The organism is Rhodococcus sp. NPDC080181 (genome assembly GCF_040702225.1).
Lineage (GTDB): Bacteria > Actinomycetota > Actinomycetes > Mycobacteriales > Mycobacteriaceae > Rhodococcoides > Rhodococcoides fascians.
Genome location: NZ_JBFBKN010000002.1, coordinates 284,560 through 310,275 on the forward strand (window position 1 = coordinate 284,560; position 25,716 = coordinate 310,275).

The following is a 25,716-nucleotide window of genomic DNA, read 5'->3' on the forward strand; positions in this document are numbered from 1 at the left end:
GTCCACTTCGGTTCGCGGCGAGAGCGCTGGCTGCGCTGCATCGGAACAATACTTTCCGTGGACACTATTGCAATGTGAAACATGTTAAAAAGAGATCACGAAAGCGGCCGACCTGGCAGGTTACGGCGGAGACCGCGTCCGAGACCGGACGCCGAGAAAGGTCAGTGGGTGATCGAGGCCGTCTTCGCGTTGGTCTCGAGGGCCCGGAGCAGAGACTGCAACAGCTCACGATCCGACTCCGACGGGAAGACCATCGCCGCGGCGTCGTTCATCATCGGGGCGGCCGCGTCGTGCTTCGCCTTCCCACGGGCCGTCAAGCGGATCAGCACCTGGCGACGATCGACGGTGCCGGTACGGCGGTGCACCAGATTGTTGGAGACCAGCCGGTTGACCGCCTTGGTCAACGTCGGCGGGGAGAGCAATGCGAACTCCGCTGTCTCGGCCATCGTGTGTCCCTCACCGTCGGACAACAACGACAGCACTCGCCATTCTTCGAGGTCCAATTCCCACGGCACGAGGGTGGCGCGCAATCGATCCGACACGGCCCGCTCGACCACGGTGAGCAAACGCGCTGCCGACGCAGCATCCTGGTGATCCACGTGATCGTCCCCCTGCTCGGTTCCTGCGTCGGCGCTACAGTCTCTCTCAGCGATTCTATGGTGAAGCGAACCGCGAAGAGACACCGAGCGGACGGACGGCACGATGAACAGCGATCGGTTCGACACGTTTCGCGTCGGCCTGATCTTTCCGATGTCCGGACCGTTCGGCATCATCGGACCGTCGAGCGAGCTGTCGGCCCAGCTGGCCAGGGACGAACTCAACGCCTCGGCCGGTGTGTTGGGCCGCCGCGTCGAGTTGATGTCCATCGACGGCGGCCGCGATCCGGTGACGGTGGCCCACGAGGTCGCGACGCTGCTCGATGCCGGTGCCCTCGATGCGGTGGCGGGGATGCACACCTCGGCGGTACGGCGAGCCGTCATTCCGGTGACGCTCGGACGGATTCCGTACGTGTACACCTCCATGTACGAGGGCGGCGACCGCTACCCGGGACTGTTCATCACCGGTGAGACCCCTGCCAACCAGCTGGTGCCGGCGCTGGAGTTCCTCGTTCGCGAATTCGGACGACGCCGCTGGGCAATCGTCGGAAACGACTACGTCTGGCCCCGAAAGAGCGCTTCCATCACCGCAACTCGGCTCCGTGCGCTGGGCGCATCGGTGGTGCACGCGGAGTTCGCACCGGTCGGCACGAGCGACTTCGCAAGGACCGTCACCGCGATCGAGCGGTCGGGTGCCGACGCGACCGTGGTCCTCCTCATCGGCGACGACGCAGTCCATTTCCATCAGCAATTCGCCGGTGCCGGGCTGGACGCGCACTGCATCCGCCTCAGTCCACTGATGGACGAGAACATGTTGCTGGCGGCCGGCGGCGAGAACACCCACGGGCTGTACGTCGCGTCCGGCTATTTCGAAACCCTCGCCACCGAAGCAAGTTTGGGATTCTCCGCTCGTTTCGCTCGTTCATTCGGGGTCGATGCGCCGATCGTCGGCGCACTGGGACAGTCGTGCTACGAGGGCATCAAACTGCTGGGCGCGCTGGTGAACAGGGCAGGCACAGCAGATGTTCGCATCATCGAATCCGTATCCGATTCGGTGTCGTTCACCGGTGCCCGTGGGCACCTGTTTCTGTCCGACGGCCACGTTTCGCAACCGATCTATCTGGCGTTGGCGGGTGCTGTCGACTTCGAGATCATCGGCGAGATCAGACCTGCCGGCGACTGATCCTGTCTCCGAACAGAACGACTGCGCACACGACGACCATCGTGACTGCGGCGGTAACGGCTGCGACGGTGACGAACTGGGCCAGGGTGGACGCCACGAACAGCAACAGCAGCACCTCGACCGCGAGGGCGAACCAGGCGACGAGGGCCAGGCGGGTGCGCTCCCCCGCGATTGCCCACAGCAGCGCGCTCTGCAGTACCGCCAGGCACGCCCCCTGCAGCACGAAGAGCCACACGTATTGCTGCACACCGGAATACGTGTCACCGACAACCAAAGGAAGTAGCGGCGACGCCAGCGCGCCCCCCAATACCAGTACCGTGCCGAGTCCGGCGACGACGGTCAGCGCCGAGCGCACTGCGGCAGCCGAGTGCAACGGGTTCGCCATGCGCGGATACAACACCACCCCGACCGCCTGCGGCAGCCAGAACGCTGCTTTGGACGCGACAGCACCGACCGCGTACAGCCCGGCCTCGGTACTGCTGAGCAACGAACGAGCCAGCACCAGATCCAACGCGGACATCGCGATCAGCACCAACTGCACCTGCGAGGCCTGCAACACCGTCAGAACGGTCACCCTGGTTTCCGACACCGCGTTCACCGGCACTCCGGCGGCCGACCGCGCGCCGACGGCCACCACGCCGATACCGGCCGCCGTGGCCAGCAGCACCGAACCCGGGCCGCCGCCGAGCAGCAACACGACCACCGCCGGCGCCACCTTGCCGAAACCGGCCGCCGCCAACACCACGCTCAGTGCACCGAACCGGCCGCGTCCTTGCAGCAGCCCCTGCTCCGCGGCCAACAACACCAGCACCGGCGCAGCGATCACGGCCGACACCGTCGCCGCTGCCGAGACGTCCATGGCCGCCGACAACGCCGGGGACACAGCGAGAGCCAGCACACCCACGACCGCCGCACAGCGGTAGCCGACGCCACGCAGCTCGCGCGAACTGCGGCCGCGCACCACCTCGCGCGCGACGACGGACTGCAACGCCAACGCCGGGACCGCCAGAACCAATTGCACCGCAAGAAGACTCGCGAACTCGCCGTAACCCTCGACGCCGAGCATGCGACTCGCGAGCACCTGTAGCAGATACGCCACGACATTGGCGAACATCGAGCCGGCCGTCACCATCCCCATCCCGGCGACGGACGCACCCGCCGGGTGGTCTGCCTCGGACGAGGCGCGAAACGACATGCGTCCACGGTATAGGGTGCCGATCATGGCGTGGTCGAGGTCGAGGTGGACGCCGCCGCTCTACAGCCTGCTGCTCTCGCTCGTCGTTCTCGGGCCACTGCTCGGCCCTGGGTATCTCCTGCTTCGCGACGCCGTCAGCACCCCCCGTTCCTACTTCACCGACTCCGCCTGGGGAATCGCCGACGCGGCCGCGCGGGCAGTGCCGCAGGATGCCACGATCGCGGCCCTGACCACGGTGTTCGACGGTGGCCTTGTGGTCAAGGCCGTTCTGCTGCTGGCGTTGTGGACGGCCGGCTGGGGCGCGGCGGTGATGGCGCAGAGGATGCTGCCCACCGCACCACTGCCTGCGCTGCTCGTCGCGTCGACGGTGGCCGTGTGGAACCCCTACGTCGCCGAACGCCTGCTGCAGGGACATTGGAGTCTGCTCGTCGGCTACGCCGCCCTCCCGTGGACGGTGGTCGCCGCACTCGCGGTCAGGTCCGGTCGCTCCTGGTGGGCCCTCGCCGTCTGCCTGGCCGCGGCCGGGCTCACCCCCACCGGCGCGCTGCTGGCGGCAACCGTCGCGCTACTCGTCGTCGCCCTCCCCGGGGGTGCCCGACGCGGCCTGCGCGTGGTCGCCACCCTCGCGATCGCAGCCGTCGCGTCGGCGCCGTGGCTGGCGGCGACGATGGTGTCGGGCGGTGGCGTCGAACCGGCGGATCCGGCGGGTTGGGCCGCGTTCGCAGCACGCGCCGAACCGGGTCTGGGCACGGTGGGTAGTCTGGCCGGACTCGGCGGCATCTGGAACTCAGACGCCGTACCCGGTTCTCGGACAGGACTTTTCGCTGTCGTGGGGACGGTCCTGTTGCTGACCGTCGTCGCTCTCGGGATACGGCCGCTGTATCGCCGTCGACGCAATCCGGTGATCGTGGGCCTGGGTGTCGTTGCACTCGCTGCCATCGTGCTTCCTGCGCTGGCAGCAACCGGACCGGGGTTGGCGGCGGCTCGCGTACTGGGCGACACCGTCCCCGGGGCCGGTCTGCTCCGCGATTCGCAGAAGTGGGTCGCGCTGGCCATGCCGATGTACGCCCTCGCCGCTGCGGCCGATATCAGCTGGTTGGCGTCCCGGCGCACCCGATTCGGCAATGCATGGCTGCCGGGGGGCGTTGCCGTGCTGGCGTTGCTCATTGCGCTCCCCGACCTCGGCTGGGGCGTCGGCAACGCACTGAAGCCGGTGACGTACCCGAAGTCGTGGCAAGCGGTGTCGGCGGAACTCGCCGACCAGGACGGCGACGTGGCCGTCCTTCCCGCCGGAATGTTTCGCCGCTTTCCCTACAGCGGCTCAGCACCCGTTCTCGATCCTGCACCCCGCATGCTGCCGCTCGACGTCCTGCAGACCGGTGAACTCCTCGTCGCAGGCGGCACGGTCCGCGGGGAAGGCAAACGGGCGACGGACGTGCAGAACGCTCTGCTCGCAGGCGACTCCGCGGACACTCTGGCGGCCCTGGGTGTCGGCTGGGTACTGGTGGAGAACACGACTCCGGGCGAGCTCGGCAATGCGCAGCGGACGTTGGACCGACTCGACGCCGTGTACTCCGACGAGGAACTGAGCCTCTATCGGGTGCCGGATCCGGCGATGCTCGAAAGTCGTTCGGCGACAGCCGTAGTGCTCGCACATCTGGCGTGGGCACTGCTGTTGCTCGGCGGACTAGCGGTAGGACTCCTGAGCCGATTCGGCAGGCGTGTGCGCGTCGGCCGCCCCCACCAGGCCTGACGACCAGGTGCCGCGCGTCGTCCCGTCGAGCACCGAGAACACGCCGTCGGCGCACTGGCCCCAGGAGAACTCACCCGCGCGGACTCGTGCCTTCTCACCGAGGCGGGTGCGGGCCTCTGCGTCCTGCAGCAGTTCGGCAACGGCACCGGTCAGCGCGGACACATCGCGGTCCTCGGCTCCGGATGTCGAACCACCCACGAGAACACCGGTGACGCCGTCGATGATCGAATCGGTCAGCCCCTTGGAGCTGCGATAGCCCACCGTGGGAACACCGTGCTGGGCAGCTTCGACGACGGCGAGGCCCCAGCCCTCCTTTCGGGAGGGCATCACATGCACCCACGACCGACCGAGCAGTGCATGCTTGCGCTCCTCGTCGACGTGACCGTGGAAGGTGACGTATCGATCGACGCCCAGGCTCGTGACGTACTCGCGAAGATTCCGTTCCCACCACCCGCCGCCGATGACGTCGAGATGGATGTCGGGAATGCTGCCGCGCAGTGCAGCCACGACGTCGATCGCGTCCTCGATCTGCTTGTGTGGAACCAGCCTCGACAGCACGGACAAGGACGGGTGCGGCGTCCGGGTGTCCTCGCCGCCTTCCGGTACAGACAGTGGGATGTCGTCGGCACCGTTGCGGACCACGGCGATGCGCTCCCGGTCGACACCGAGAGCGATCAGCTCGTCTGCAGAAGGCAACGACACCGTCAGGTACTGATTGCGGCGGTGCACCCTCGGCGAGATCGTCGACTCGAGCCACCAGCCCAGCTTGGCCATCATCGGGCCCGCCACCGGCCACTGCTCGCGGTGACAGTGATGCACCAGCAGCGTGACCGGCACACCGAGTACTGCGCGGGAGAAGAACGGAATGCCGTTCTGGGTGTCGATCACGGCATCCGGGGAGATCCCCTTGAGCGGCCCGAAACCGAGCCGACCGGCGGCGATGGCGGCCAGAGCGCGGGGATACACCGACAGGCGACCACCACCGCGACTGATCCGGATGCCGTCGACGATCTCCTCGGCCGGAGCACCGGGATAGGAGGCCGTCCGCAGCGTGACACGGACACCGCGTCGAGCCAGGCCCGCGCCTACTTGCTCGAGGTACCGCTCGCTGCCGCCGCCCTGCGGATGCCCGGTATCGCGCCAGCACAGCAACAGAACCTCGCGCACCGCTCGCTTCACCCCATCCACCGTGCTCGCTTCTCGACCGTCGTCGAATACCGCTGCCACACTAACCGCTAGGGTTCGTTTTCGTGACTTCCGCCGTGACACGACTGTTCGCCTCTCGCGCGACACTGCGTCGCTCGGTGAAGCTCCTGAAGGACTTCGGGCACGAGCAGAGTTCTCCGGACATCTTCTACGGCGCCCTGGCCCGTGATTCCGTCGAGCTCATCGGCGACCTGTACCGCGGCCTGACCGGCACCGACATGTCCGCGGCGACGGTACTCGACGTCGGCGGCGGACCCGGATACTTCGCCGAGGTCTTCGGCGCGAGTTGCGCGCGCTATCTGCCCGTCGAACCCGACGCCTCGGAAATGCACGCCGCCGGACTGCAGATCCCCGGTTCGGTGCGCGGCTCCGGCATGGCGTTGCCCTTCCGCGACGACAGCGTCGACATCTGCTTCTCGTCGAACGTCGCCGAGCACGTCCGCGAGCCGTGGACCATGGCCGAGGAAATGTTGCGTGTCACCAAACCCGGCGGCCTCACGGTGCTCTCGTACACCATCTGGTTCGGCCCGTTCGGCGGCCACGAGACCCGGCCGTGGCACTATCTCGGCGGCGAATACGCGGCCCGACGCTACGCCCGCACCACCGGACACGAACCCAAGAACCGATTCGGCGAATCCCTGTTCGACATCAGCGCGGCAGACGGATTACGTTGGGCGCGAAGCACTCCCAACGCAACGCTACTGGCCGCGTTTCCGCGCTATCACCCGCGCTGGGCGTGGTGGATGATGCGCGTACCGATACTCCGCGAGTTCCTCGGCAGCAACCTCGTCCTGGTCCTGAAACCGAACGCATACCCAATGGGTCATTCCGCAGGCTCCACTCCCGCATAACCTGGATCGATGACGGCACTCGCGCTCGACATCGGCGGCACCAAGATGACAGCGGCACTCGTCGGCGACGACGGACGTCCGCAGCACCCGGAGACAGTTCCGACACCGGCCACCGGCGTGTGGGAGGCCTGTGCCGAACTGCTGCACGGGGTCGTCGGAGGCGTCGACGTGACGCGGGTCGGGGTCGCGTGCTCCGGTCCGGTCGACCTCGTCACCGGGTCGGTCGCGCCGATCAATGTCGACGAGTGGAAGAACGGATTCGGCCTGCGCGAGCACATCGCCGCCGCACTGCCCGACGCCGAGGTACTTCTGGCCATGGACGGTAGCGCGGCGGCGTTGGGTGAGCATCGATTCGGTGCCGCTGTCGGGGTGCCGGACGTGCTGAGCCTCGTGGTGTCCACCGGGATCGGCGGAGGTCTGGTGCTGGGCGGGAAGATCGTCGCCGGAGCCAGTGGCAATGCCGGGCACATCGGCCACATCGTCGTCCCCGGTTCGACGACGCCCTGCGCGTGCGGCGGAATCGGATGCGTCGAGACCGTCTCCAGCGGCCCCTCGGCGGTGCGGTGGGCTCGGGAGCAGGGCTGGCCGGGGAACACCGGTGTCGAACTGGCTACGGATGCCGCCGCGGGCGAACCGCTCGCCGTCACCGCATTGCAACGCGCCGGAGTGGCTCTCGGTCAGGCCATCGCATCGGCGGTCGCACTGGTGGACGTCCGGATGGTGGTGATCGGCGGCGGCTTCGCTCAGGCCGGCCCGCCGCTGTGGGATCCGATCCGGGAGTCGATCGCCTTGCACGCGCGCCTGAAGTTCCTCGACGGCCTACAGGTGGTGCCTGCTGCGCTGGGTGGCCTCGGCACACTGGCAGGAGCGGCCGCGCTCACTGCCTGACCGCCATACCCACACAGCCAGAACGGGGCCCACCCCTCGGTGAGCCCCGTTCTGTCTCGTGAATACTACGCGCCCAGTCGCTGCTTGAGGGCGTCGAATTCGTCCTGAATTCCGGTGGGCAGTTTCTCGCCGACGAAGTCGAACCACTCCTGGATCAGCGGGATCTCGGCCTTCCACTCGTCGGTGTTCACCGCGAGTGCCTCGGCGACGTCGTCGACGGTGGTGTCGAGGCCGTCGATATCGAGTGCCTCGGCCGTGGGGACGACACCGATCGGGGTCTCGACGCCCGCGGCCTTGTGCTCGATGCGCTCGACGATCCACTTGAGCACGCGCGAGTTCTCGCCGAATCCGGGCCACAGGAAGCGCTTGTCGTCGCCGCGACGGAACCAGTTGACGTAGAACACCTTCGGCAGCTTGGACTCGTCGGCGTTCTTGCCGAGGTCGATCCAGTGCTGGAAGTAATCGCCCACGTTGTAGCCGAGGAACGGCAGCATGGCCATCGGGTCGCGTCGGACGGTACCGACGGTGCCCTCGGCGGCGGCGGTCTGCTCGGAGCCGACGGTGGCTCCCATGAACACGCCGTGCTGCCAGTCGCGGGCCTCGGTCACCAACGGAACGGTGGTCTTGCGTCGTCCGCCGAACAGGATCGCCGAGATCGGCACACCCTGCGGGTCATCCCACTCGGGAGCCATCGACGGGCACTGAGCCATCGGCACGCAGTACCGCGAGTTCGGATGTGCGGCATCGGTTCCGGACTCGGGCGTCCAGTCGTTGCCCTTCCAGTCGATCAGGTGATCGGGCTTGCCTTCGAGGCCTTCCCACCACACGTCGCCGTCGTCGGTCAGGCCGACGTTGGTGAACACCGAGTTGCCCTGATCGATGGTCTTCATCGCGTTCGGGTTCGAGTCCCAGTTGGTGCCCGGAGCGACACCGAAGAAACCGAACTCCGGGTTGACGGCGTAGAGACGACCGTCCTCACCGAAGCGCATCCACGCGATGTCGTCACCGATGGTCTCGGCACGCCAGCCCGGAATGGTCGGCTGAATCATCGCGAGGTTGGTCTTACCGCACGCGGACGGGAACGCCGCGGCGATGTAGTACGCCTTGTCCTCGGGGGAGATCAGCTTGAGGATCAGCATGTGCTCGGCGAGCCAGCCCTCGTCGTGGGCCATGGCCGACGCGATACGCAGCGAGTAGCACTTCTTGCCCAGCAAAGCGTTGCCGCCGTAGCCGGATCCGTAGCTCCAGATCTCGCGATCCTCGGGGAAGTGCGTGATGTATTTGGTGTCGTTGCACGGCCACGGCACATCGGCCTGGCCCTCGGCCAGCGGAGCACCGAGCGAGTGCAGCGCCTTCACGTAGAACCCGTCGTCGCCGATCTTGTCCAGAGCGGCCTGACCCATGCGGGTCATCACACGCATGGAGATGACGACGTACTCCGAATCGGTGAGCTCGACGCCCAACTTGGGATCGGCAGCGTCCAACGGTCCCATGCAGAACGGAACGACGTACATGGTCCGTCCGCGCATGCAACCGCGGTACAGCTCGGTCATCAACGACCGCATCTCCGACGGGTCCATCCAGTTGTTGGTGGGACCGGCGTCGATCTCTTCCTTGGAACAGATGTACGTGCGCGACTCGACGCGGGCCACGTCCGACGGATCGGAGTTGCCGAGGAACGAGTTGGGCTTCTTCTCGTCGTTGAGACGGGTGAAGGTTCCTGCCTCGACCAGCTTGTCGGTCAGGCGCTCCCATTCGGCGTCGGATCCGTCAGCGAACACCACGGAGTCCGGTTCGGTCAGTTCGGCTACCTGAGCAACCCAGGCAAGCAGTTCTTTGTGTCGAGTCGGCACGCTGTCGGTGCCGCTCAAACCGGGAATGGTCGCTGAGGTCATCTAACTCTCCTGGGGTTAGCCGGAACCGGGAAGAATTCGCACGATCGCTGTGGGCAAGCACGCACGAGTAGATCTCGGTTTTCCCCTCTCGGCGGGGCGCTGCTCGGCCGTTCGAGCTGCAGTACACCATGTTACTGGATACAGCAAGCCGAGGACCGAGCGCCGGATGTCCTGTTGATCAGGTTAACGCCGAGCGACGTGATTCCAGAAACAGGGTGTTGTCCGATTGGTCACAAGACCGATTCAGATAGGGAAAGACCGACGCAAGAAGCCATCCACCAGCGCCGATGCAAATCAGACCGAATGGCCTACAGTCGGCCGGATTCGGACGATCTGCCCTGCCCGAAACCGTTCGCTTCCCGAAAAATCTCCCAGGATTCGTAGTGCCCGTCACGGTCGAAGGCGGTGAACTTGTCTGTCACACCGTCTCCATCGACATCCGTTCCCACCGTCGTTCCGGCCTCCGTCGTCCGAACGGAAGTCTCGTGACGACCGTCGCCGTCGAGATCGAACCAGTCCGTCGAGACGTATCCGCCACCATCGCCCGACGCGTCCTCGGCCGGCTCGTTCGTCTCGAAACCGCCCACTGCGAAGCCATCCACCGCGATCATCGACGCTCCTCACTGTCGGGTCCCTGTTCGCCGCCTGCGAACCTGTTCGGACGTGCACCTACCCGCTTCGACGCATCGGCGCGCCGATCGGTTCCGGATCGCCGGGAGAGAATTCGACGGGCTTCGACGGCACGACCGAGTCGCGCCCGGACCCGCGAAATCGCTCCAGCCCGCGCTCGAGTGCAGCCAGATCCCGATCGCAGGCCGAGAGCAGCGCCGATCTGTGATCGGCGAGCGTGCGAAGCTCGGCATCGATTTCGGCCAGCGACAGATCGATACGTGCCGCCGCCTCCCGGTCCGCCGAGGTCAACGCCGACGCGAGTGCGGACTCGGCATCGAGAATGCGAGAGAGCAGCCGCTGTTCCACGTCCGATTTCACGCGAGCCAGACTTTCCTGGGTCCAGCCGCGAAGGTGCGCACGGTCGGCGACGAGTGCGCGTGAGCGGGTCAACCACCACGCGATCGCGGCACCGATGGCCAGTGAGACGATCGTGTTGGCGACGGCCAAGGTAGGAATCAGAGCCAGGGGCGAAACGACGAGCCGACCCAGTCCCACCCCCGCCGAGGCCCCCAGTGCAACCATCAGGACGTCCTCGATCCCGCGGCGCCTGGTCGGTTCGCCGATGTCGATCTCACCGCCTGCAGTACCGGATTCGGGCACCGTGTCGGCGAGCCCGAGTTCGACTTCCACGACGCGGAGACCGGTGGACAATGCAGCGTCGGCGCGTGCTCGAACTGCCTGTACGGATTCGGCGAGGTGCCCGGGCAGATGGCCGAGTTCGGCCCGCCGCGATCCCTCTATCGTCTGCCGTACCTGCGCGCCGAGCATCCGAACGTCCTCGGCCGCAGCGTGAACACAGTCGACCCGAAGCCGTTGAATACGGTTGTGCAGCAATGCTCGTCGGTCACCACCGAGATGTTCGCGTGCACCGAGCAACCGCGCCCGCCGGGCACGCAGAGGGGCGGTGTCACCACCTCCGGTCACTGCGCGAGCTTCGGCAACGATGGCGGTCTTCGCCTCTGCGGCAGATTCCTGCACTGCAGCAACGTATTTGCGCTGTGCCCCTACCGCCGCGGCCTGCATCAGCAACGCGTCGATTCTGTCGGCGACCGCCCCGAAACCCGACTCCGCGAACACGGCAGCATCGCCAATCTCCCTACCGGCTCGTGCCAACCGTGCCGAGACCGGATGAACGGAGTGTTCCACCGCACGCGGAACACGCTCGGCGACGATCTCGATATCGGCGTCGACCACTTCGCGCCACCGGCGATGCACATCGATCTTGTTGACCACCAACACAACCGGTGTCGACTCGAAGGCAGGACGCCAGCGCTCGACATCGGCACGGCCGACCGGAGCCGACGCGTCGACGACGATCACGACCACCGCGGCCTCCTCGACCGAGTCGGCGAACCCGATCTCCGCGCCGTCGCGCCGGGTGAGCAGATGGCATATCTCGGTCTTGCCGGATGCTGCGGTGCCGGTGACGTGAATGCCTGCAGGTCGGCTGCTGCGTGCACGGTCGATGCGTACGAGGGATTCCGAGTTCCGGCGACGCAGAACGCCTTTCAGATCGTCCGGCAGCGGGAACCGGTTCGGATCGGTCACGGTCCGAGCATCCGCACATAACCGCGGCACAGGGCCAGGGCGGAGCGCCGAACGTCGTCGTCCTCCGAAGTGGCGGCACACCGCTTCCACACCAATGCCTGCGCCAGCAGGGCCTGCTCCGAGCCCGTCTCGATCGGCACCGCCAATCGCGCTGCAGCACAGCGCATATCGGCAGCCACCGCCTCGTCCGAAGCCAGATAGGACTCGACGGCCCCTCGAACGTCACGGTGACGGGCGGATATCTGCAGCAGTTGTTCGTGCAGGTCGTCGTCGCGGGCCGTCGCAGCAGCCGAGACAGCGTCGGACACCACCGTCGTCACGGCGTCGACGCCGGTGGCCTCCCACAGCTCACGCAGTACATCTGCGTCGGACACCCCGCTGCGCCGCCGGAGCGCCTCGACCAGCAGGGCGAGACCGCGTAATTCCACACGGTCCAGCAGTGCCTCTCGGCGGGGCGTCGAGAGCGGAATATCAGCACTTCGAAACCGATCGACCGTCATCAGATCCCCAGTACGCAGCGCACCGGCCGCGACGGCCCGCACATCGGCCATGTCCACAGCGGAGCCTCGGGCCGCGCCGCCCAGGCCCGCTGCAACAGATCCCATCACCGGCAGCACTGTTCGCCCCAGTTGCTCGGATGCCGCTGCGGCCGTCGCCGCGGGTTCGTCGAGAGTGTCGGCCTTGTTCAGCAGGATCACGGTGTGTGCCGGCGGTCCGCCGGGTCGAGCGGACAGGAAGGTGATGTCGTCCGGGGACACGGCACCGGCCAGCACGTGGACGAGAACGTCGATATCGGATGCGGTGCGGCTCTGCTGCACCTCCGCTGCACGCGGGATATCGGCCCATCCGCTCTCGTGCAACCGGACCTCGAACCCGTCGGTATGCAGTCGCGCGGCATCGAGCACCGAGACGATCACCGACTTCCCGACTCCGACGCGGCCGGAAACGTGCACCTCCAGCGGCCGCAGACGCCGCTCGACAGCATTCTCGACAGCCTTCCGGCCTGCGCCGGCCCCGGCCGCGTCCACCTCTTCCGAGCGCACACGCAATCGACCCAGACCTGCCTCGGCACCGTCCATCATCGATCCCCCCGGAAACGACCCACCGAACGGCCACATCGAGATGTGCGATCGGCTCGTCGAGCACGATCGGCCACGTGGCCCGCAGCCCCCTGCTGCGGCACCGATTCTGGCACACGACGGCCGTTCCGGACGGGCCGTCGAGAATTACACCGTTGTAGTTATAGGACGCGGTCCTACCGCTGATCAGCGATGGAACGGTAAGTCTCAACTTCAACTCGAGACCCACCTGTCACACACTCCGCCGATGCGCGACAATGGACCGGTGAACGAGCCACAGGACACCTCTGCCGACACCGGAGACAACTCGGTGCAGACCCAGGAACGAGGCTCGCGGCTGTACCCCAGAGTGACCAGTTTCCGCTCCCGCCGCGGAGCGCTGACCGACGCTCAGCAGAGCACCTGGGACAACCTGTGGCCGCGCATCGGCCGCGATGTCGCCGACGAGCAGATCGACATCGACGCCTGGTTCGGGCGCAGCGGTCCGGCGATTCTCGAGATCGGGTCGGGCACGGGCACGGCCACCACGGCGATGGCGATGGCCGAGCCGCACGTCAACCTCATGGCCGTCGAGGTCTACCGACCCGGGCTCGCGCAGACTCTGCAGCAGATCGAGCGCGAGAACATCGAGAACGTCAGGTTGTTCCGCGGCGACGCGATGGACGTCCTCGAGAACATGCTGACCTCGGAGTCCTTGACCGGCGTTCGCGTCTTCTTCCCGGACCCGTGGCCCAAGGTGCGCCACCACAAGCGTCGTCTCCTGCAGGGCCCCACGTTCGCGATGATCGCGGATCGCCTGAAGCCGGGCGGCGTTCTGCACGTGGCCACCGATCACGCCGAATACGCTGAGTGGATTGCCGAGGCCGGGAACGCCGAGCCCGGCCTGACCGTTCTCGATTGGGAGTCGCCCATGACGCACGAGCGGCCGGTGACCAAGTTCGAGGGCAAGGCCCAGCAGGTGGGCAGCTCGGTGACGGAATTGATCTGGGGAAAGAAGACAGCATGAGCGTCAGTACGGACATGCCCGACACCGTGATCGATCCCGCCGAGCTCGGGGCGATCGGTGAGTCCCGCCACAGCAAGCGAGTCCTGCTCGTGTGGGATGCACCCAACCTGGACATGGGTCTCGGCGCGATCCTGGGTGGCCGGCCCACCGCTGCCTACCGCCCACGATTCGATGCGCTGGGCCGATGGCTCCTCAGCCGCACCGCCGAACTGTCCACCTCGGGCACCGCGACGCTCGAGCCCGAGGCAACGGTGTTCACCAACATTGCACCCGGCAGCGCCGACGTCGTCCGCCCCTGGGTCGAAGCATTGCGTAACGTGGGCTTCGCGGTGTTCGCCAAGCCCAAGGTCGACGAAGACAGTGATGTCGACGCCGACATGCTCGACCACATCGACTTCCGCAACCGTGACGGCGGCCTCGCCGGTGTCATGGTGGCGTCCGCCGACGGTCAGGCGTTCAAAGGGCCGTTGGAGGCCATCGCAGCAACCGGAGTACCCGTTCAGGTACTGGGATTCCGGGAGCACGCAAGCTGGGCTGTCACGTCGGACATCCTGGAATTCCTCGACCTCGAGGACATTCCCGGCGTCTTCCGTGAGCCACTGCCTCGGGTGAGTCTCGATTCGCTCCCCGACGAGGGCGCGTGGCTGCAGCCCTTCCGACCGCTGTCCGCCCTGCTCGTCGGGCGCCAAGGAGTTTCTTAAGTGTTCGCCAGATGGGGAGACATCGTCTACCGCCTGCGGTACACCGTTATCGGTGTCATGGTGGCCGGGCTGTTGGGCTTCGCTGCCTACGGTCTCGATCTCAACAGCCATCTCAGTCAGAGCGGTTGGGACGATCCGACCTCGGAATCGGCCCAGGCTGCCCGTCTGGCGGACACGACGTTCGGACGCGACAAGCAGGGTGACGTCATCGTCCTCTACACCGCGCCCGAAGGGTCGTCGATCGACGATCCGGAATTCCAGTCGAAGGTCGTCTCGAGCCTCGAATCGCTCCCCGTCGACCATCCCGACCAGATCGAGAAGGTCAACGGCACCTACTTCAAGGTGCCCGGCGCACCCAACCTCGCGGCTCTCGGTACCAACGACAAGCAACATGCCATCGCCAGCATCGCGATGAAGGGTGCCGACGACACCGAACTGACCAACAACTTCCAGGCCGTCAAGGACGCCTTCTACATCGACGGCGTCGACGTGCAGGTGACCGGTCTTCAGGCCGTGGCCGGCGCACTGCAGTCGACGATGGCCGGCGACATTCACCGCATGGAACTGCTGGCGATTCCCGCCGTCGCGGTCCTGCTGTTCTTCATCTTCGGCGGCGTCGTCGCCGCGGCACTCCCGCTGATCATCGGCGGTCTGACGGTCGTCGGAGCCAACGGCATCGTCAAGGTGTTCACCAACTTCACCGAGGTCAACTCGTTCGTCGCGCCCGTGGTCTCGCTCGTCGGACTCGGGTTGGCCATCGACTACGGACTCTTCATCGTCTCGAGATTCCGCGAGGAACTCGGTGACGGACATACGACGCCACAGGCCGTGCGCCGTACCGTCATGACGGCGGGTCGCACCGTGGTGTTCTCCGCGACGATGATCGTCGCTTCTCTCGGTGGCCTGCTGCTGTTTCCGCAGGGCTTCCTGAAATCGGTCGCATACGGATCCATCGCCACCGTCGCGCTCGCAGCGCTGACGGCCATCACGATCCTGCCCGCGATGCTCGCCATCCTCGGCCCACGCGTCGACGCCCTCGGTCTGAAGTTCATGCGCAAGACCAAGTCGAGCGAAGAGATCGAGAACGGCATGTGGGGCAAGCTCACCCGCTGGGTGATGCGCAACCCCGTCAAGGTCACCGTGCCCATCGTGCTCGGATTGGTCCTTCTGACGCTGCCCGTCGGCAACATCAAATTCGGTGGCATCAACGAGACCTACCTACCGCCGGACAACGTCACCCGCGTCGCGCAGGGAGAGTTCGACAGCCTGTTCCCCGGCCAGCGCACCGAACCCATCAAGATGGTCATCGAGGGCGCGCAGGGCCCGACGCTCGGCGCGATCACCACGCAGGCGAACAACGCTCCCGGATTGATCGAGAAGTTCACCCCCGTCGGTGCCAGCAAGGACGGCGTCATCGTCTTCAAGGCCGGGTTGACCGATCGCAACGACTCGAAACCGGCCATCGACTTCCTCCGCAGCATCGACGTGCCGGACGGCGCGACGGTCATGATCGGAGGTACCCCGGCAATCGAGCAGGACTCGATCAGCGCACTCATCGACAAGCTGCCACTGATGGCCGTGCTGGTGGTGTTCATCGTGACGATGCTGATGTTCCTGACGTTCGGATCGCTGGTGCTGCCGATCAAGGCGGTGCTCATGACCGTTCTCGGCCTCGGTGCCACCATGGGCATCCTGACGTGGATCTTCATCGAAGGTCACGGGGCGGGGCTGATGAACTTCACCCCGGGGCCGATCATGGCTCCGGTGCTGGTGCTGATCATCTCGATTGTGTTCGGCCTGTCCACGGACTACGAGGTGTTCCTACTCTCCAGAATGGTCGAGGCACGCGAAAAGGGTGCCAGCACAAGCGAAGCCATCCGCATCGGAACCTCGCATACCGGACGCATCATCACCGCGGCGGCACTGATCCTCATCGTCGTCACCGGCGCGTTCGCGTTCTCCGATCTGGTGATGATGAAGTACATCGCCTACGGCATGATCGCCGCCCTCATCATCGACGCGACGCTGATTCGCATGTTCCTCGTGCCCGCCACGATGAAGCTGCTCGGCGACGACTGCTGGTGGGCTCCGCAGTGGATGAAGCGCATTCAGCGCAAGCTCGGCCTCGGCGAGACCATCCTCGAAGACGAGCTGCTGCCCACCGGAGACGTGCCCGAACTCGCCCTCGCGGGCGGCGCACCCTCGTCGACCGTCGCACCCCCGATGCGTCCGACACCGCGCCGCGGTGAGCCCCTCACCGAACCCATCCCGGTGGTGGCACCGCACGGAGGCGGACCGATCCGTGCCACGCACGCCGCGAAGGAAGAGTCGCGTCGAAGCGTGACCGGCCGGCCGGCGACGCCACCCGAGCCGACCCGCGCGGCACCGACCACTCCCCCGAAGCAGGCCGAGCCCCAGCCCGATTCGGTGCAGCCGTACTCGTCGCAGGCCTACTCGCCCCAGGCTCGCCCGTCGCAGGCTTACTCGCCGCAGGCACCCGCGGCGCGTCCCACTCCGCCGCGTCCTGCCGAACCGCGCCCACCTGTATCCGGGCCGACTCGGGCTCAGCAGGTTCCGCCGCGTCCGCACGTCGAACCAGAACCGACTCAGGCAGCGGACGTCGTTCGACCCGCTCCCCCGAGTGCCGCACCCACACCGGCACCAGCACAATCGCCTCAACCGCCGAGTGCACCCCCGAGCCGCACCCGAAGCACGCGAGCGGGACGGGCCGAGGAGCCGGATTCGCGATCCATCGAAAGTTGGCTGGCCGATCTGCGAGCCCCGAGCGCATCGCAGGCACCACGGCCGAGCACTCCGCGAAGCGAGTCGCCCACCAACGGCTCCCACGGCTCTGACAGCCACATCTCGAATGGTCACGGCTCGAACGGTCACGGCACCGGTGCCAACGGCTCGTCGTCCCACGGCTCGACCACCAACGGGGCTGCTACCAACGGCGCTGCTACCAACGGGGCTGCCACGAACGGGGCCGACAAGCACGGCACCAACGGCTCGAGCACCGGCACCCACGGCGGCACAGCTGCCGGACGCAACGGTTCCGGGCGAAACGGCAACGCCGACAACGGGTCCGAACGCCGTGGCTCGAACGGAAACGGCATCGACCGCAACGGTTCGGACAGCAGTGGTTCCAACAGCAGTGGCTCCAACAGCAGTGGTTCCGACCACCGCACCTCGGAACGACATGACACCAAAAGCAACGGCAACGGTGTCGGGGCCAGTTCGGAATCGGATCGCGAGGAGAAGCCGTCCGGTCGTCGTGCTGCTCCGTCCACCGAAGGCGGGGACAGTGGCCGCCATCGTGGCGGCGACAACGGCCAGGTGCTCAGTGTCAGCGAACTGTTGGCTCGGGAGCGCAACCGCTCACGCTGACGCGAGTCGTCACAGCCGGGAGGCACCCCTCCCCCGCAACGCGTGAACGGACCACTGCACCGTCGAGACGTGTGCAGTGGTCCATTCACGCAGCGGGGGTCAGGAGGCAGCGGTGGTCAGGAGGTGACCGCTCCCTCTCGGTCCGCGAATACCTTGGCGTATCGGGTCCCCGCGATCAGCAGCAACAAGCCGACTGCGATGAAGGCGATGACGCGGAAGAGGCCGTCCAGGGCGACGAGGTCGAACAGGAACAGTTTGGCGATGGAGGCTGCGGTCAGAGACAGTCCGGCCAGCAGTGCCAGGTGAGCGTGGGCAATACTCCGTAAGCCGAAGGCCAGCAGGGCGAATGCTGCGATCATCCACTCGATCGTGGCGGCGGTGTGCCCGGCGGTGAATCCGGTGGTGTTACCGCCGATCGAGGTTCCCAGGCTCACGGTGGCCGAGGTGAGGCCGTACAAGGCGAGCATTCCGGAGACGATGGCGAGGGTCTGCAATCCGTCGTCGATGAGTTTCAGTTCGGTCAGGACATAGGCGAACGCGAATGCTGTTGCAGCGAGCAGTATTCCGCCGATGATGATGCCCGCGTTCCCGGCAGCGTGATCGGAGTCCAGGAGAGCCTCCGGCGGGGAGATCGAGACGAAGGTCAACGCGCCGATCACACCGAACGCGCTTCCGATCAGGTACGCCAACGACGAGCGAGTGCGGTGGGCCGCGGCGAACAGCGCCAGGGCAACCGCGAACAGCACGACCGGACGCACGTCGACCGTCGTCGATTCGACTGCGGCCTGCAGCATTGCCACAGCACCGATGATCGAAACCGTGATGCGGGCATGCGCCGGCAGCCAGTGCACCAGCAGCACGATCGCCAGTGCCGCGGCCACCAGAACCAACTGCACGGTCACGGTGGTCCACCGATCGAACACGCTCGCCGAGATCAGCAGCGGTAGCGCAGCCAGAACGGTCATGACGGTGGCTACCACGTCGGAGACGTTGCGGCGCAGCAGTTCCAGAGACATACCCATACCGGACGCGGCCACCAGTACGACGACGAGAAGCAGTCGGTAGTCGGTCGGTTCGGACAGGTCGGTGCCGACCAGCGCTATCAGGACCGTGCCGACGAGGGGAAGGGTTCGGACGATCTGCAGCAGCGGCCAATCACGGCCGATCTGAGCCGGGAAGCTCGCAATGTAGGTGGCGACGAAGAACGCGATCAGGGCCAGGGTCGGACCGTCGGTCAGGATGGGGCCACACGCCGCGACTCCGGCGAGGATCAACACCGCCATCGGCTGCGACTTCCACTGCACTGCGAGAGCTGTTCCCGCAGCGGCAATTCCGAATGCAGCAATCAACCCGATCACCGGATCGAGCCAGCCGTACAGGACGGACGTCGCCAGAACGTCGAGGTACAGACCCGCAATACCCGTAGCGGCCAGAGCAATTCCGCCGACGCGTCCTCCGGAGCGACCGAACACTCGCACGCCGGCACCGATCAGTGCGAGGGAGAACACCCCGCCTGCGGCGACGCGCAGAGGCGGCCCGAACCAGCCGGCCTGTGCGGCCAGAACCAGCAGCATCACGACGCCGACGAGCGTGACACCTGCGCCCGCGACGGCGAGCAGACGACTGATGACGCCGTCTCGTTGCCACCACGGCTCACGGGGCGGAGCGGGTGGCCGCGGCGCGACCACCCGCTCTCGCAACGGCGGGGCTGCCATGGACCGGCCGACCGCAGGAGGCAGCGTGACCGGAGGTGCCGACACCGGGCCGCGCGCGGCATAGGGCTGCTGCGGTGCAGGCATCTGGGGCGGCGAGAACGTCTGCGGAGGGACGGTCGGCGCAGACGACCGCGGCACCGGCTGTGGCCTGGCGGGAGCCGAAACGGGCATGGAAGTGGGTGCGGTACCGAGCTGCGACTGCAATGTATGCAGGTCGACGGCCACCTGACGCATGTGGTCGCCCAGGGAATCGAAGCGGCTGGACAGGCGCGCGACGAGTTGCGGGTCCAGCCCGGAGTTCTGGGAAGAAGTCATGGGATAGATCCTGCGGGCCGCGCGGCTCGATAGCCTGAGTAGTGCTACTCGGATCCCTCGAGTAGTCCAGCCCGACTATCCGAAAATTTTACGGAACGAGCTGCCGAAGGGGTGCTTGACGGTGAGGGAACCGAAGCGGACTTTCCCGGTGAGCACCACGTGCAGCGGTCCGTACGGCGGGCCGGTGCGCACCTTGTTGGTGACGGTACCTGCGACGGCCTCGGCACCGTTGACGTCGGCGGTGGCCTCCGTCGGGAGGATCACGGTGACCGAGCTGCAGTAGTCGTCGACGTGGATGTCGACGACCTGGCTGACCATGACGGCCTGCGTGAAGTCGAGTGTCACCGACGACAGCCGCGTCACCACGTTCAACCGGCGCGGTACGTTCCACGGGCCTTTGCGGGTGATGGTGGACATGCTGCCGCGCACCGTGTCCGGGGTACCGCCGCCGTGTCCCCAGTGCTCCTGCACGACGCGTCGCGGCGTCGGTTGTGGGGTGGGATCGGCGAAGGGTTTCGGCGACGGGAGGTGCTCGCCGGCGATCTGCATGCCCGGTAGATCGGCGAGTACCGAGTTCAGCTCGCCCCGGGTCTTCGACGCCAGAGCGGTGTCCATTCTTTCGGTGAACTCACCGAGCGACAACATGCCTTGGCCGACTGCCCGTTGCAGCAGCTGCCCGACGTGCTCGCGTTCGGCATCGGACACTCGCAGATCCCTTGCCTCCATGGGCCCAGGGTAGCGAAGTTCTCAGGCGGCGTGCCCGCGGAGAACCGACAACATTCCGTGTACCGATGCGGGCCAGCCGAACTCTTCGGCGCGAACCCTCGCCGCGATCCGGCGTCCGTCGGCCGGAAGCCGAAGCAGCCGTTGAATTTCCGCTGCGAAGCCGTCGGCGGTGTTGATCGAGGATCCACCGCATTGCGGGGTGACGATCTGGGCCAGTGCCGAGGTTTCGGAGACGACGACGGGCGTGCCCGCGGCGAGCGATTCCAATGCCGCGAGGCCGAATGTCTCGTGCGGTCCCGGCGCGAGGGCGATGTCTGCCGAGGCGAGCAGCTCGGCGACGGCCGACCTGCCGTCGACGAAGCCGAGGAAGTCGACGGGCAGCCCTCGGGCGCGTCGTTCGAGGCCCGCTCGTCGGGGGCCGTCGCCGGCGATGACCAACCGAGCCCGCACACCCGAATCGCAGAGCGCGGCAAGCGAATCGATACTGGTCTCGACATGCTTTTCCACCGACAGCCGGCCACAGTGGACCAGCAGCCGGTCGGCACTACCCAACCATGCCGAGCGCGCGCCGGCTCGGCGACGTCGGGGATGGAACAGCTCGAGATCGACGCCGAGCGGGACTCGATGGACGTTGGGTGTTCCGATTCGATCGAATTCCTGCTGTGCGAACTCGGTGGTGCAGACGACGGCGTCGTACGACTCGGCAGTGCGTCGGTTGGCCGCGTCGGCGAGGGGCCGGGCGTACCGCATCGGCATCGTCTGAGCCAGCAGCCGGTCGAGGCGCTCGTGAGAGATCATCACGCTGCGGATGTCGCGACGCGACGCCCACCTGCCCATTCCGCGCAGGGTCAGCCGGTCCGACACTTCGATCACGTCCGGACGTAGACCCGACGCGATCGAGGCCACTCGCCGCGGGTCGGCCACACGGTAGCCGCCGGTGAACGGAACTTTCGGTGCCGGCACCTCGACGCGCGTCACTCCCGACTGCAGCGTCGTCTCACTCCACCGGGCACCCGGCACGATCAACGTGACGTCGTGACCAGCGGCCACGTAGCCCGATCCCAGCTGATCGACGGCCGTCCGCAAACCGCCGGACCGCGGCCCGTAGAAGTTCGCCAGTTGAACGATGCGCACCTGCTCAGTCTCTCCAGCCGGACGTCCACCCGATGCCACGGTGGTGGATGGTGACCGAACGTTCGGCGAATATCCGTGTGGAGACGGCTACCAGCGGGTAGGTGAGAGCTATGCGAGTGACACTGCAATCCACCGGCGACGCCCCGGCACCCGAGGTCTGGGAGCGTTACATGGACCCGACGGTCTGGAAGACCTGGGCTCCGCAGATCATGGGCGTCGAATACCGCGGTGAACGCCTCGACTCCGATACCTCCGGCCGAGTGCTGGGGCCGTTGGGGGTGCCGATCGACTTCGAGGTGCACTCGGTGGACGAACACTCGTGGACGTGGGCGTGGTCGGCGTGGTTCCAGAACAGGGCCATCGGCGTGGATCTGACACACGGAGTCGTCTCACGACCCAGTGGAACCAGGGCGTGGATCACCATCGACGGCCCGCTGCCGCTGGTGCTGCCCTACCTGCCGATCGCCAAGTTCGCGCTCGGCAGGCTGTGTGCCCAGTAGGGGCTACTCGGACCGGGTGACGGTCTTCTCGTCGCTCTTGTCGGCCACTTCGGTCGGCTCGGGCGTCGGAAGCTCGGACTCCTCGCCCGACCCGTCCAGATGGCCGTCGAATTCGTCGATGGCCTCGGCGCGCTCGTCACCGGTCTGATCCTGGTCGGCGTCGACGCCCTTCGTGTGCTCGGCCGGATCGACTGTCGTGTCCACTGCTTCGTTGTCGGTCATGGGGTCAAGAGTGCCCGTCGGGCCGGGTCGCAAACCCCTACAGACCCTTTTCGATGGCGTACCGGGTCAATTCGACGCGGTTGGCCAGCTGCAGTTTTCGCAGTGTCGCCTGCACGTGGTTCTCGACCGTCCGGTGGCTGAGCGTCAAACGGGTCGCAATCTGCTTGGCGCTGAGCCCTTTTGCGACCAGTCTGAGCACCTCGGTCTCGCGCTCGGTCAACGTGGGGCGGGTATCGGACTCCGGCTCCGGTGACGACGACATCCGCCGGAATTCGCCGAGAACCAAACCGGCCAGACCCGGGGTGAACACCGCTTGTCCGGCTGCGGTGGCGCGGACGGCGTCGAACAGCTCCTCCGCCGATGCGCTCTTGACCAGGTAACCCGTCGCACCAGCCTTGATCGCTTCGAGCACGTCGCTGCGTTCCGCCGATGCCGAGAGCACCAGAATCGTGGATTTCGGGGACGCGTCCAGCACTGCGACGGTGGCATCGGCACCGTTCCCGTCGGGCAGATGCATGTCCATGAGGACGACGTCGGGAGTGGTCGCTCGGGCGCGGCGTCCGGCCGCGGCTACTCCGTCCGCGGTGGCGACCACCCGAAATCCGGCGGCCTCGAGATCCCGGGCGACACCGTCTCGCCACATGGGGTGATCGTCGACGACCATCACCGCGATCTCGGCGTTCGGGTTCTCGTCGCCGGTCATCTCGCTCCTCTCGTTCGCGGAACCCGAATTTCCCATTCGGTGCCCTCGCCCTCTCCGGTGTCGAGTATCGCAGTACCGCCGAGAGATTCGACCCGGCCGAGGATGGACTTCGAGACGCCCATCCGGCCTTCGGCCTCGGCGGCGGCGAGCCGTCCGGCGGGTATTCCGCGACCGTCGTCACGAATGCTCAGGATCAGCTCTCCGTCGACGTCTTCGAGCAGTACGTAGGCCTTCGCATCGGCACCTGCGTGAAGCTCGACGTTGGACAGGGCAGTGGTCACGACGGCAGCGAGTTCCTCGGCGACGTCGGATTCGACGAGCACCGGGTCGGCGGGAGTCGACACCGAGATCGACGTGCCGGCCTGGGTGCGCAGCAGGGCGCGCACGTCGACGATCGATCCGGTGTGATCGTCGCGCGGAGCCGACTGTTCGGAGATCAGCACGCGCAGAGCGACTTCCTGCTCACCGGCGAGCTCGGCGAGTTCGGCTGCCGGCCCGCCTATTTCGAGACCTCGACGGCGGACGAGGGCCAGCACCTGCAGAACCCCGTCGTGCACCTGTCGGGCCAGTCGCTCACGCTCCTCGGTGATCGCGGCCAACCGTGCCGCACTGCGCAATTCCTCGTGGGCGCGCCGGGCTGTGTTCGACGCCAATCCCAACGCGAGCCCGGCCGACAGCAGCACCGGGGCGGTGGCGTCCGACCACAGGTCGGTGTCGAACCGGTCTCGTACCAGGGCACTGACCAACGACATCACCACACCCGAGGCGATACCGCCCTTGGGCCCCAACAGAATTGCGGCGGAGATGACGGCGTTGGTGGCCCACAGGGTGGTGGGCAGGGTTTGGCGGGTGCTGTACCAGTCGTAGTCGGCCACCAACCGCGTCGACGCCATCAGGGCGATCACGATGATCTGATCTGCGAGCACCACCTGCCAGCGCGGCAGGGTGGCCCGCGAGAGCAGGAGTGCCGAAGCCCCGGACCATACGGCCATCAGGGCGACCAACGCCCAACTCAGCCGCGGGTTGGTGTAGTTGTCGACGGTCGCGGCCTGATAACTGACGGCGTACACGAGAGTGACCAGACGGAAGGCCTGCGAGGCCCGCCACAGCGGGCTGTCGGGATCGGCCGAATTCAGCGTCGGCCGCACTCGGTCAGTCGTCCGCATCGGTCTTCGGGTCTGCAGTGTTCAGCTCCCCCTTGGCAAGTCGATCGGGCTCGGACGAACCGGGAGGGGTGTCCGGGTCGCTGGGTTCGGCCGAGTACAGCGTGTCGCTGACATCGAGTTCCTCGTACACCTCGTCGGGGTCGTCGGCGAGCAGCGACCGGACGGCGGTGTTGAGCACCGCGACGATCGGGACCGCCAGCAAGCCGCCCACGATGCCCGCGAGCAGAATGCCGACGGTGATGGACAGCACGACGGCCAGTGGGTGCAGCCGAACGGCGCGGCCGAGCAGAAGTGGCTGCAACACATGGCCTTCGAGCTGCATGACCGCTATCACGATGCCCAGGGTGATGACGGCGGTGATGAGCCCCTTCGTCACCAGGGCGATGAACACTGCGACGAATCCGGTCAGCACGGCACCGATGATCGGAATGAATGCGCCGATGAACACCAGCGAGGCCAACGGAAGTGCCAGCGGTACACCGAGAATGGCTAGTCCGGCTCCGATGCCCACCGCGTCGGCTGCGGCGACGGCCACCGTCGCGCGGACGTATCCCACGAGCGACCCGAAACCTTGGATGCCGGCTGTGCGAATCTTCTTGCGCGCCTTCGTCGGTGCGAGGCGGGTGACGAACTGCCAGATCTGATCACCGCCGTACAGGAAGAAGATCAGCGTGAACAGCGTCAGCAGCGCCCCGGTCAGAATTTCGCCGATGACCGTCGCCGTGGTCAACGCCCCACTGGTGACGGCCTCCTGGTTGTCCTGGATGACCTTGACCAGATTGTCGGTCGCTTGCCGAATCTGGTCTTCGCTGATGTGCAGCGGCCCGTTGCTGAGCCACTCCTCGACGCTGTTGATCGATTGGGTGAACTGATCGCCCACCTGCGGCAGCCCCTCGATGAACTGCTCGACGATGAACGTCATGATTCCGGCGACGACGCCGATGCTGGCGATGATCACGATGATCACCGCGGCGACACGCGGCACTCCTCGGCGCTGCATCCAGTCGACGATCGGCACCAGCAGAGCGGCCGCCAGCAGCGCCAGACCCAGCGGGATGACCACCGTGCTCAATTTCGCAATCACATAGGCAAAAGTGATGAATCCGGCAAACAGGACAAGCAGTCGCCACGTCCATTCCGCCCCAACCCGTACCAGCGGGTGTACCGAATCTGCGGCCGAAGTGAGGCGCGGGGACGCCCCCGTACCTTGCGCCCGCAACTCGTCGGTGCTCACCCGCTAAATTTAACCTGTGCTGGCATCTTTCCGAGCGGTCT

General features: G+C 66.5%; 22 protein-coding genes. 8 read left to right on the plus strand and 14 right to left on the minus strand.

Features of this window, described 5'->3' with window-relative positions:
* Positions 1-161: 161 nt before the first annotated feature.
* Entirely contained in the window at positions 162-599 is a 438-nt protein-coding gene (locus AB0O58_RS03615) for a MarR family transcriptional regulator (RefSeq protein ID WP_032367431.1), read from the minus strand.
* Positions 600-702: 103 nt separating this feature from the next.
* Here AB0O58_RS03615 and AB0O58_RS03620 point away from each other — a divergent pair, with 103 nt between their 5' ends.
* Positions 703-1,779 carry a substrate-binding domain-containing protein gene (locus AB0O58_RS03620; protein WP_032400466.1) on the plus strand — a complete coding sequence of 359 codons (1,077 nt, stop codon included), beginning with the start codon at positions 703-705 and terminating at the stop codon, positions 1,777-1,779.
* Here the strand turns inward: AB0O58_RS03620 and AB0O58_RS03625 are convergent.
* Positions 1,760-2,974: a polysaccharide biosynthesis protein gene (locus AB0O58_RS03625; protein WP_206498676.1), complete on the minus strand. Its 1,215-nt coding sequence runs from the start codon at positions 2,972-2,974 to the stop codon at positions 1,760-1,762. The two genes, AB0O58_RS03620 and AB0O58_RS03625, sit on opposite strands and share 20 nt — an antisense overlap.
* A 25-nt stretch (positions 2,975-2,999) precedes the next feature.
* Between AB0O58_RS03625 and AB0O58_RS03630 the strand changes: the two genes are divergently transcribed.
* Positions 3,000-4,727, plus strand: coding sequence for a hypothetical protein (locus AB0O58_RS03630; RefSeq protein WP_155288705.1), 1,728 nt, complete (start codon positions 3,000-3,002; stop codon positions 4,725-4,727).
* On the opposite strand, the gene AB0O58_RS03635 is transcribed toward AB0O58_RS03630, so the two are convergent.
* Positions 4,662-5,894: a glycosyltransferase family 4 protein gene (locus AB0O58_RS03635; protein WP_032375065.1), complete on the minus strand. Its 1,233-nt coding sequence runs from the start codon at positions 5,892-5,894 to the stop codon at positions 4,662-4,664. The two genes, AB0O58_RS03630 and AB0O58_RS03635, sit on opposite strands and share 66 nt — an antisense overlap.
* A gap of 95 nt (positions 5,895-5,989) precedes the next feature.
* On the opposite strand from AB0O58_RS03635, the gene AB0O58_RS03640 reads away from it, so the two are divergent.
* A complete protein-coding gene (locus AB0O58_RS03640; RefSeq protein ID WP_094716276.1) occupies positions 5,990-6,784 on the plus strand; it encodes a class I SAM-dependent methyltransferase in 795 nt (264 codons plus the stop codon).
* Positions 6,785-6,793: 9 nt separating this feature from the next.
* On the plus strand, positions 6,794-7,672 hold the full coding sequence (locus tag AB0O58_RS03645; protein WP_366237904.1) for an ROK family protein: 879 nt from the start codon (positions 6,794-6,796) through the stop codon (positions 7,670-7,672).
* 65 nt (positions 7,673-7,737) lie between these two features.
* On the opposite strand, the gene AB0O58_RS03650 is transcribed toward AB0O58_RS03645, so the two are convergent.
* From AB0O58_RS03650 to AB0O58_RS03665, 4 genes are all read right to left on the minus strand, one after another.
* A complete protein-coding gene (locus AB0O58_RS03650) occupies positions 7,738-9,567 on the minus strand; it encodes a phosphoenolpyruvate carboxykinase (GTP) (protein WP_032392102.1) in 1,830 nt (609 codons plus the stop codon).
* A gap of 308 nt (positions 9,568-9,875) precedes the next feature.
* Complete coding sequence (locus AB0O58_RS03655; RefSeq protein ID WP_052057394.1) at positions 9,876-10,178, minus strand: DUF6802 family protein; 303 nt, start codon at positions 10,176-10,178, stop codon at positions 9,876-9,878.
* Positions 10,179-10,236: 58 nt separating this feature from the next.
* Complete coding sequence (locus AB0O58_RS03660; protein WP_366237906.1) at positions 10,237-11,787, minus strand: hypothetical protein; 1,551 nt, start codon at positions 11,785-11,787, stop codon at positions 10,237-10,239.
* Positions 11,784-12,869: a hypothetical protein gene (locus tag AB0O58_RS03665; protein ID WP_366237907.1), complete on the minus strand. Its 1,086-nt coding sequence runs from the start codon at positions 12,867-12,869 to the stop codon at positions 11,784-11,786. Before AB0O58_RS03665 ends, AB0O58_RS03660 begins: the two co-directional genes overlap by 4 nt.
* Before the next feature lie 244 nt (positions 12,870-13,113).
* Here AB0O58_RS03665 and trmB point away from each other — a divergent pair, with 244 nt between their 5' ends.
* Genes trmB through AB0O58_RS03680 form a run of 3 tightly spaced genes read left to right on the plus strand, consistent with a single transcriptional unit; the run spans position 13,114 to position 17,960 of the window.
* Positions 13,114-13,872, plus strand: a complete 759-nt coding sequence (trmB, locus tag AB0O58_RS03670) for a tRNA (guanosine(46)-N7)-methyltransferase TrmB (protein ID WP_027495368.1) — start codon at positions 13,114-13,116, stop codon at positions 13,870-13,872.
* 14 nt (positions 13,873-13,886) lie between these two features.
* On the plus strand, positions 13,887-14,573 hold the full coding sequence (locus AB0O58_RS03675) for an NYN domain-containing protein (RefSeq protein WP_228139387.1): 687 nt from the start codon (positions 13,887-13,889) through the stop codon (positions 14,571-14,573).
* Positions 14,574-17,960: an MMPL family transporter gene (locus AB0O58_RS03680; protein WP_366237908.1), complete on the plus strand. Its 3,387-nt coding sequence runs from the start codon at positions 14,574-14,576 to the stop codon at positions 17,958-17,960.
* Between the two features lie 116 nt (positions 17,961-18,076).
* On the opposite strand, the gene AB0O58_RS03685 is transcribed toward AB0O58_RS03680, so the two are convergent.
* From AB0O58_RS03685 to AB0O58_RS03695, 3 genes are all read right to left on the minus strand, one after another.
* A complete protein-coding gene (locus tag AB0O58_RS03685; RefSeq protein ID WP_366237909.1) occupies positions 18,077-19,990 on the minus strand; it encodes a DUF2339 domain-containing protein in 1,914 nt (637 codons plus the stop codon).
* 75 nt (positions 19,991-20,065) lie between these two features.
* Positions 20,066-20,716, minus strand: a complete 651-nt coding sequence (locus AB0O58_RS03690) for a DUF1707 domain-containing protein (protein WP_032367103.1) — start codon at positions 20,714-20,716, stop codon at positions 20,066-20,068.
* 21 nt (positions 20,717-20,737) lie between these two features.
* Positions 20,738-21,850, minus strand: a complete 1,113-nt coding sequence (locus AB0O58_RS03695; protein ID WP_045841188.1) for a glycosyltransferase — start codon at positions 21,848-21,850, stop codon at positions 20,738-20,740.
* Positions 21,851-21,960: 110 nt separating this feature from the next.
* Here AB0O58_RS03695 and AB0O58_RS03700 point away from each other — a divergent pair, with 110 nt between their 5' ends.
* Positions 21,961-22,350, plus strand: a complete 390-nt coding sequence (locus tag AB0O58_RS03700; protein WP_027495362.1) for a hypothetical protein — start codon at positions 21,961-21,963, stop codon at positions 22,348-22,350.
* 3 nt (positions 22,351-22,353) lie between these two features.
* Here the strand turns inward: AB0O58_RS03700 and AB0O58_RS03705 are convergent, their stop codons facing one another.
* The 4 genes from AB0O58_RS03705 to AB0O58_RS03720 are packed head-to-tail and all read right to left on the minus strand — an operon-like array spanning position 22,354 to position 25,660.
* Positions 22,354-22,572 (minus strand): hypothetical protein, encoded by a 219-nt coding sequence (locus AB0O58_RS03705; RefSeq protein ID WP_032367104.1) that lies wholly within the window; start codon positions 22,570-22,572, stop codon positions 22,354-22,356.
* A 37-nt stretch (positions 22,573-22,609) separates the two neighbouring features.
* A complete protein-coding gene (locus AB0O58_RS03710; protein ID WP_366237931.1) occupies positions 22,610-23,236 on the minus strand; it encodes a response regulator transcription factor in 627 nt (208 codons plus the stop codon).
* Between the two features lie 35 nt (positions 23,237-23,271).
* A complete protein-coding gene (locus AB0O58_RS03715) occupies positions 23,272-24,441 on the minus strand; it encodes a DUF5931 domain-containing protein (protein WP_032367106.1) in 1,170 nt (389 codons plus the stop codon).
* The gene (locus tag AB0O58_RS03720) at positions 24,428-25,660 is read right to left on the minus strand and encodes an AI-2E family transporter (protein WP_045841186.1); all 1,233 of its coding nucleotides are present in this window, start codon (positions 25,658-25,660) and stop codon (positions 24,428-24,430) included. The genes AB0O58_RS03715 and AB0O58_RS03720 overlap by 14 nt, the downstream gene beginning before the upstream one ends.
* Positions 25,661-25,716 lie beyond the last annotated feature (56 nt).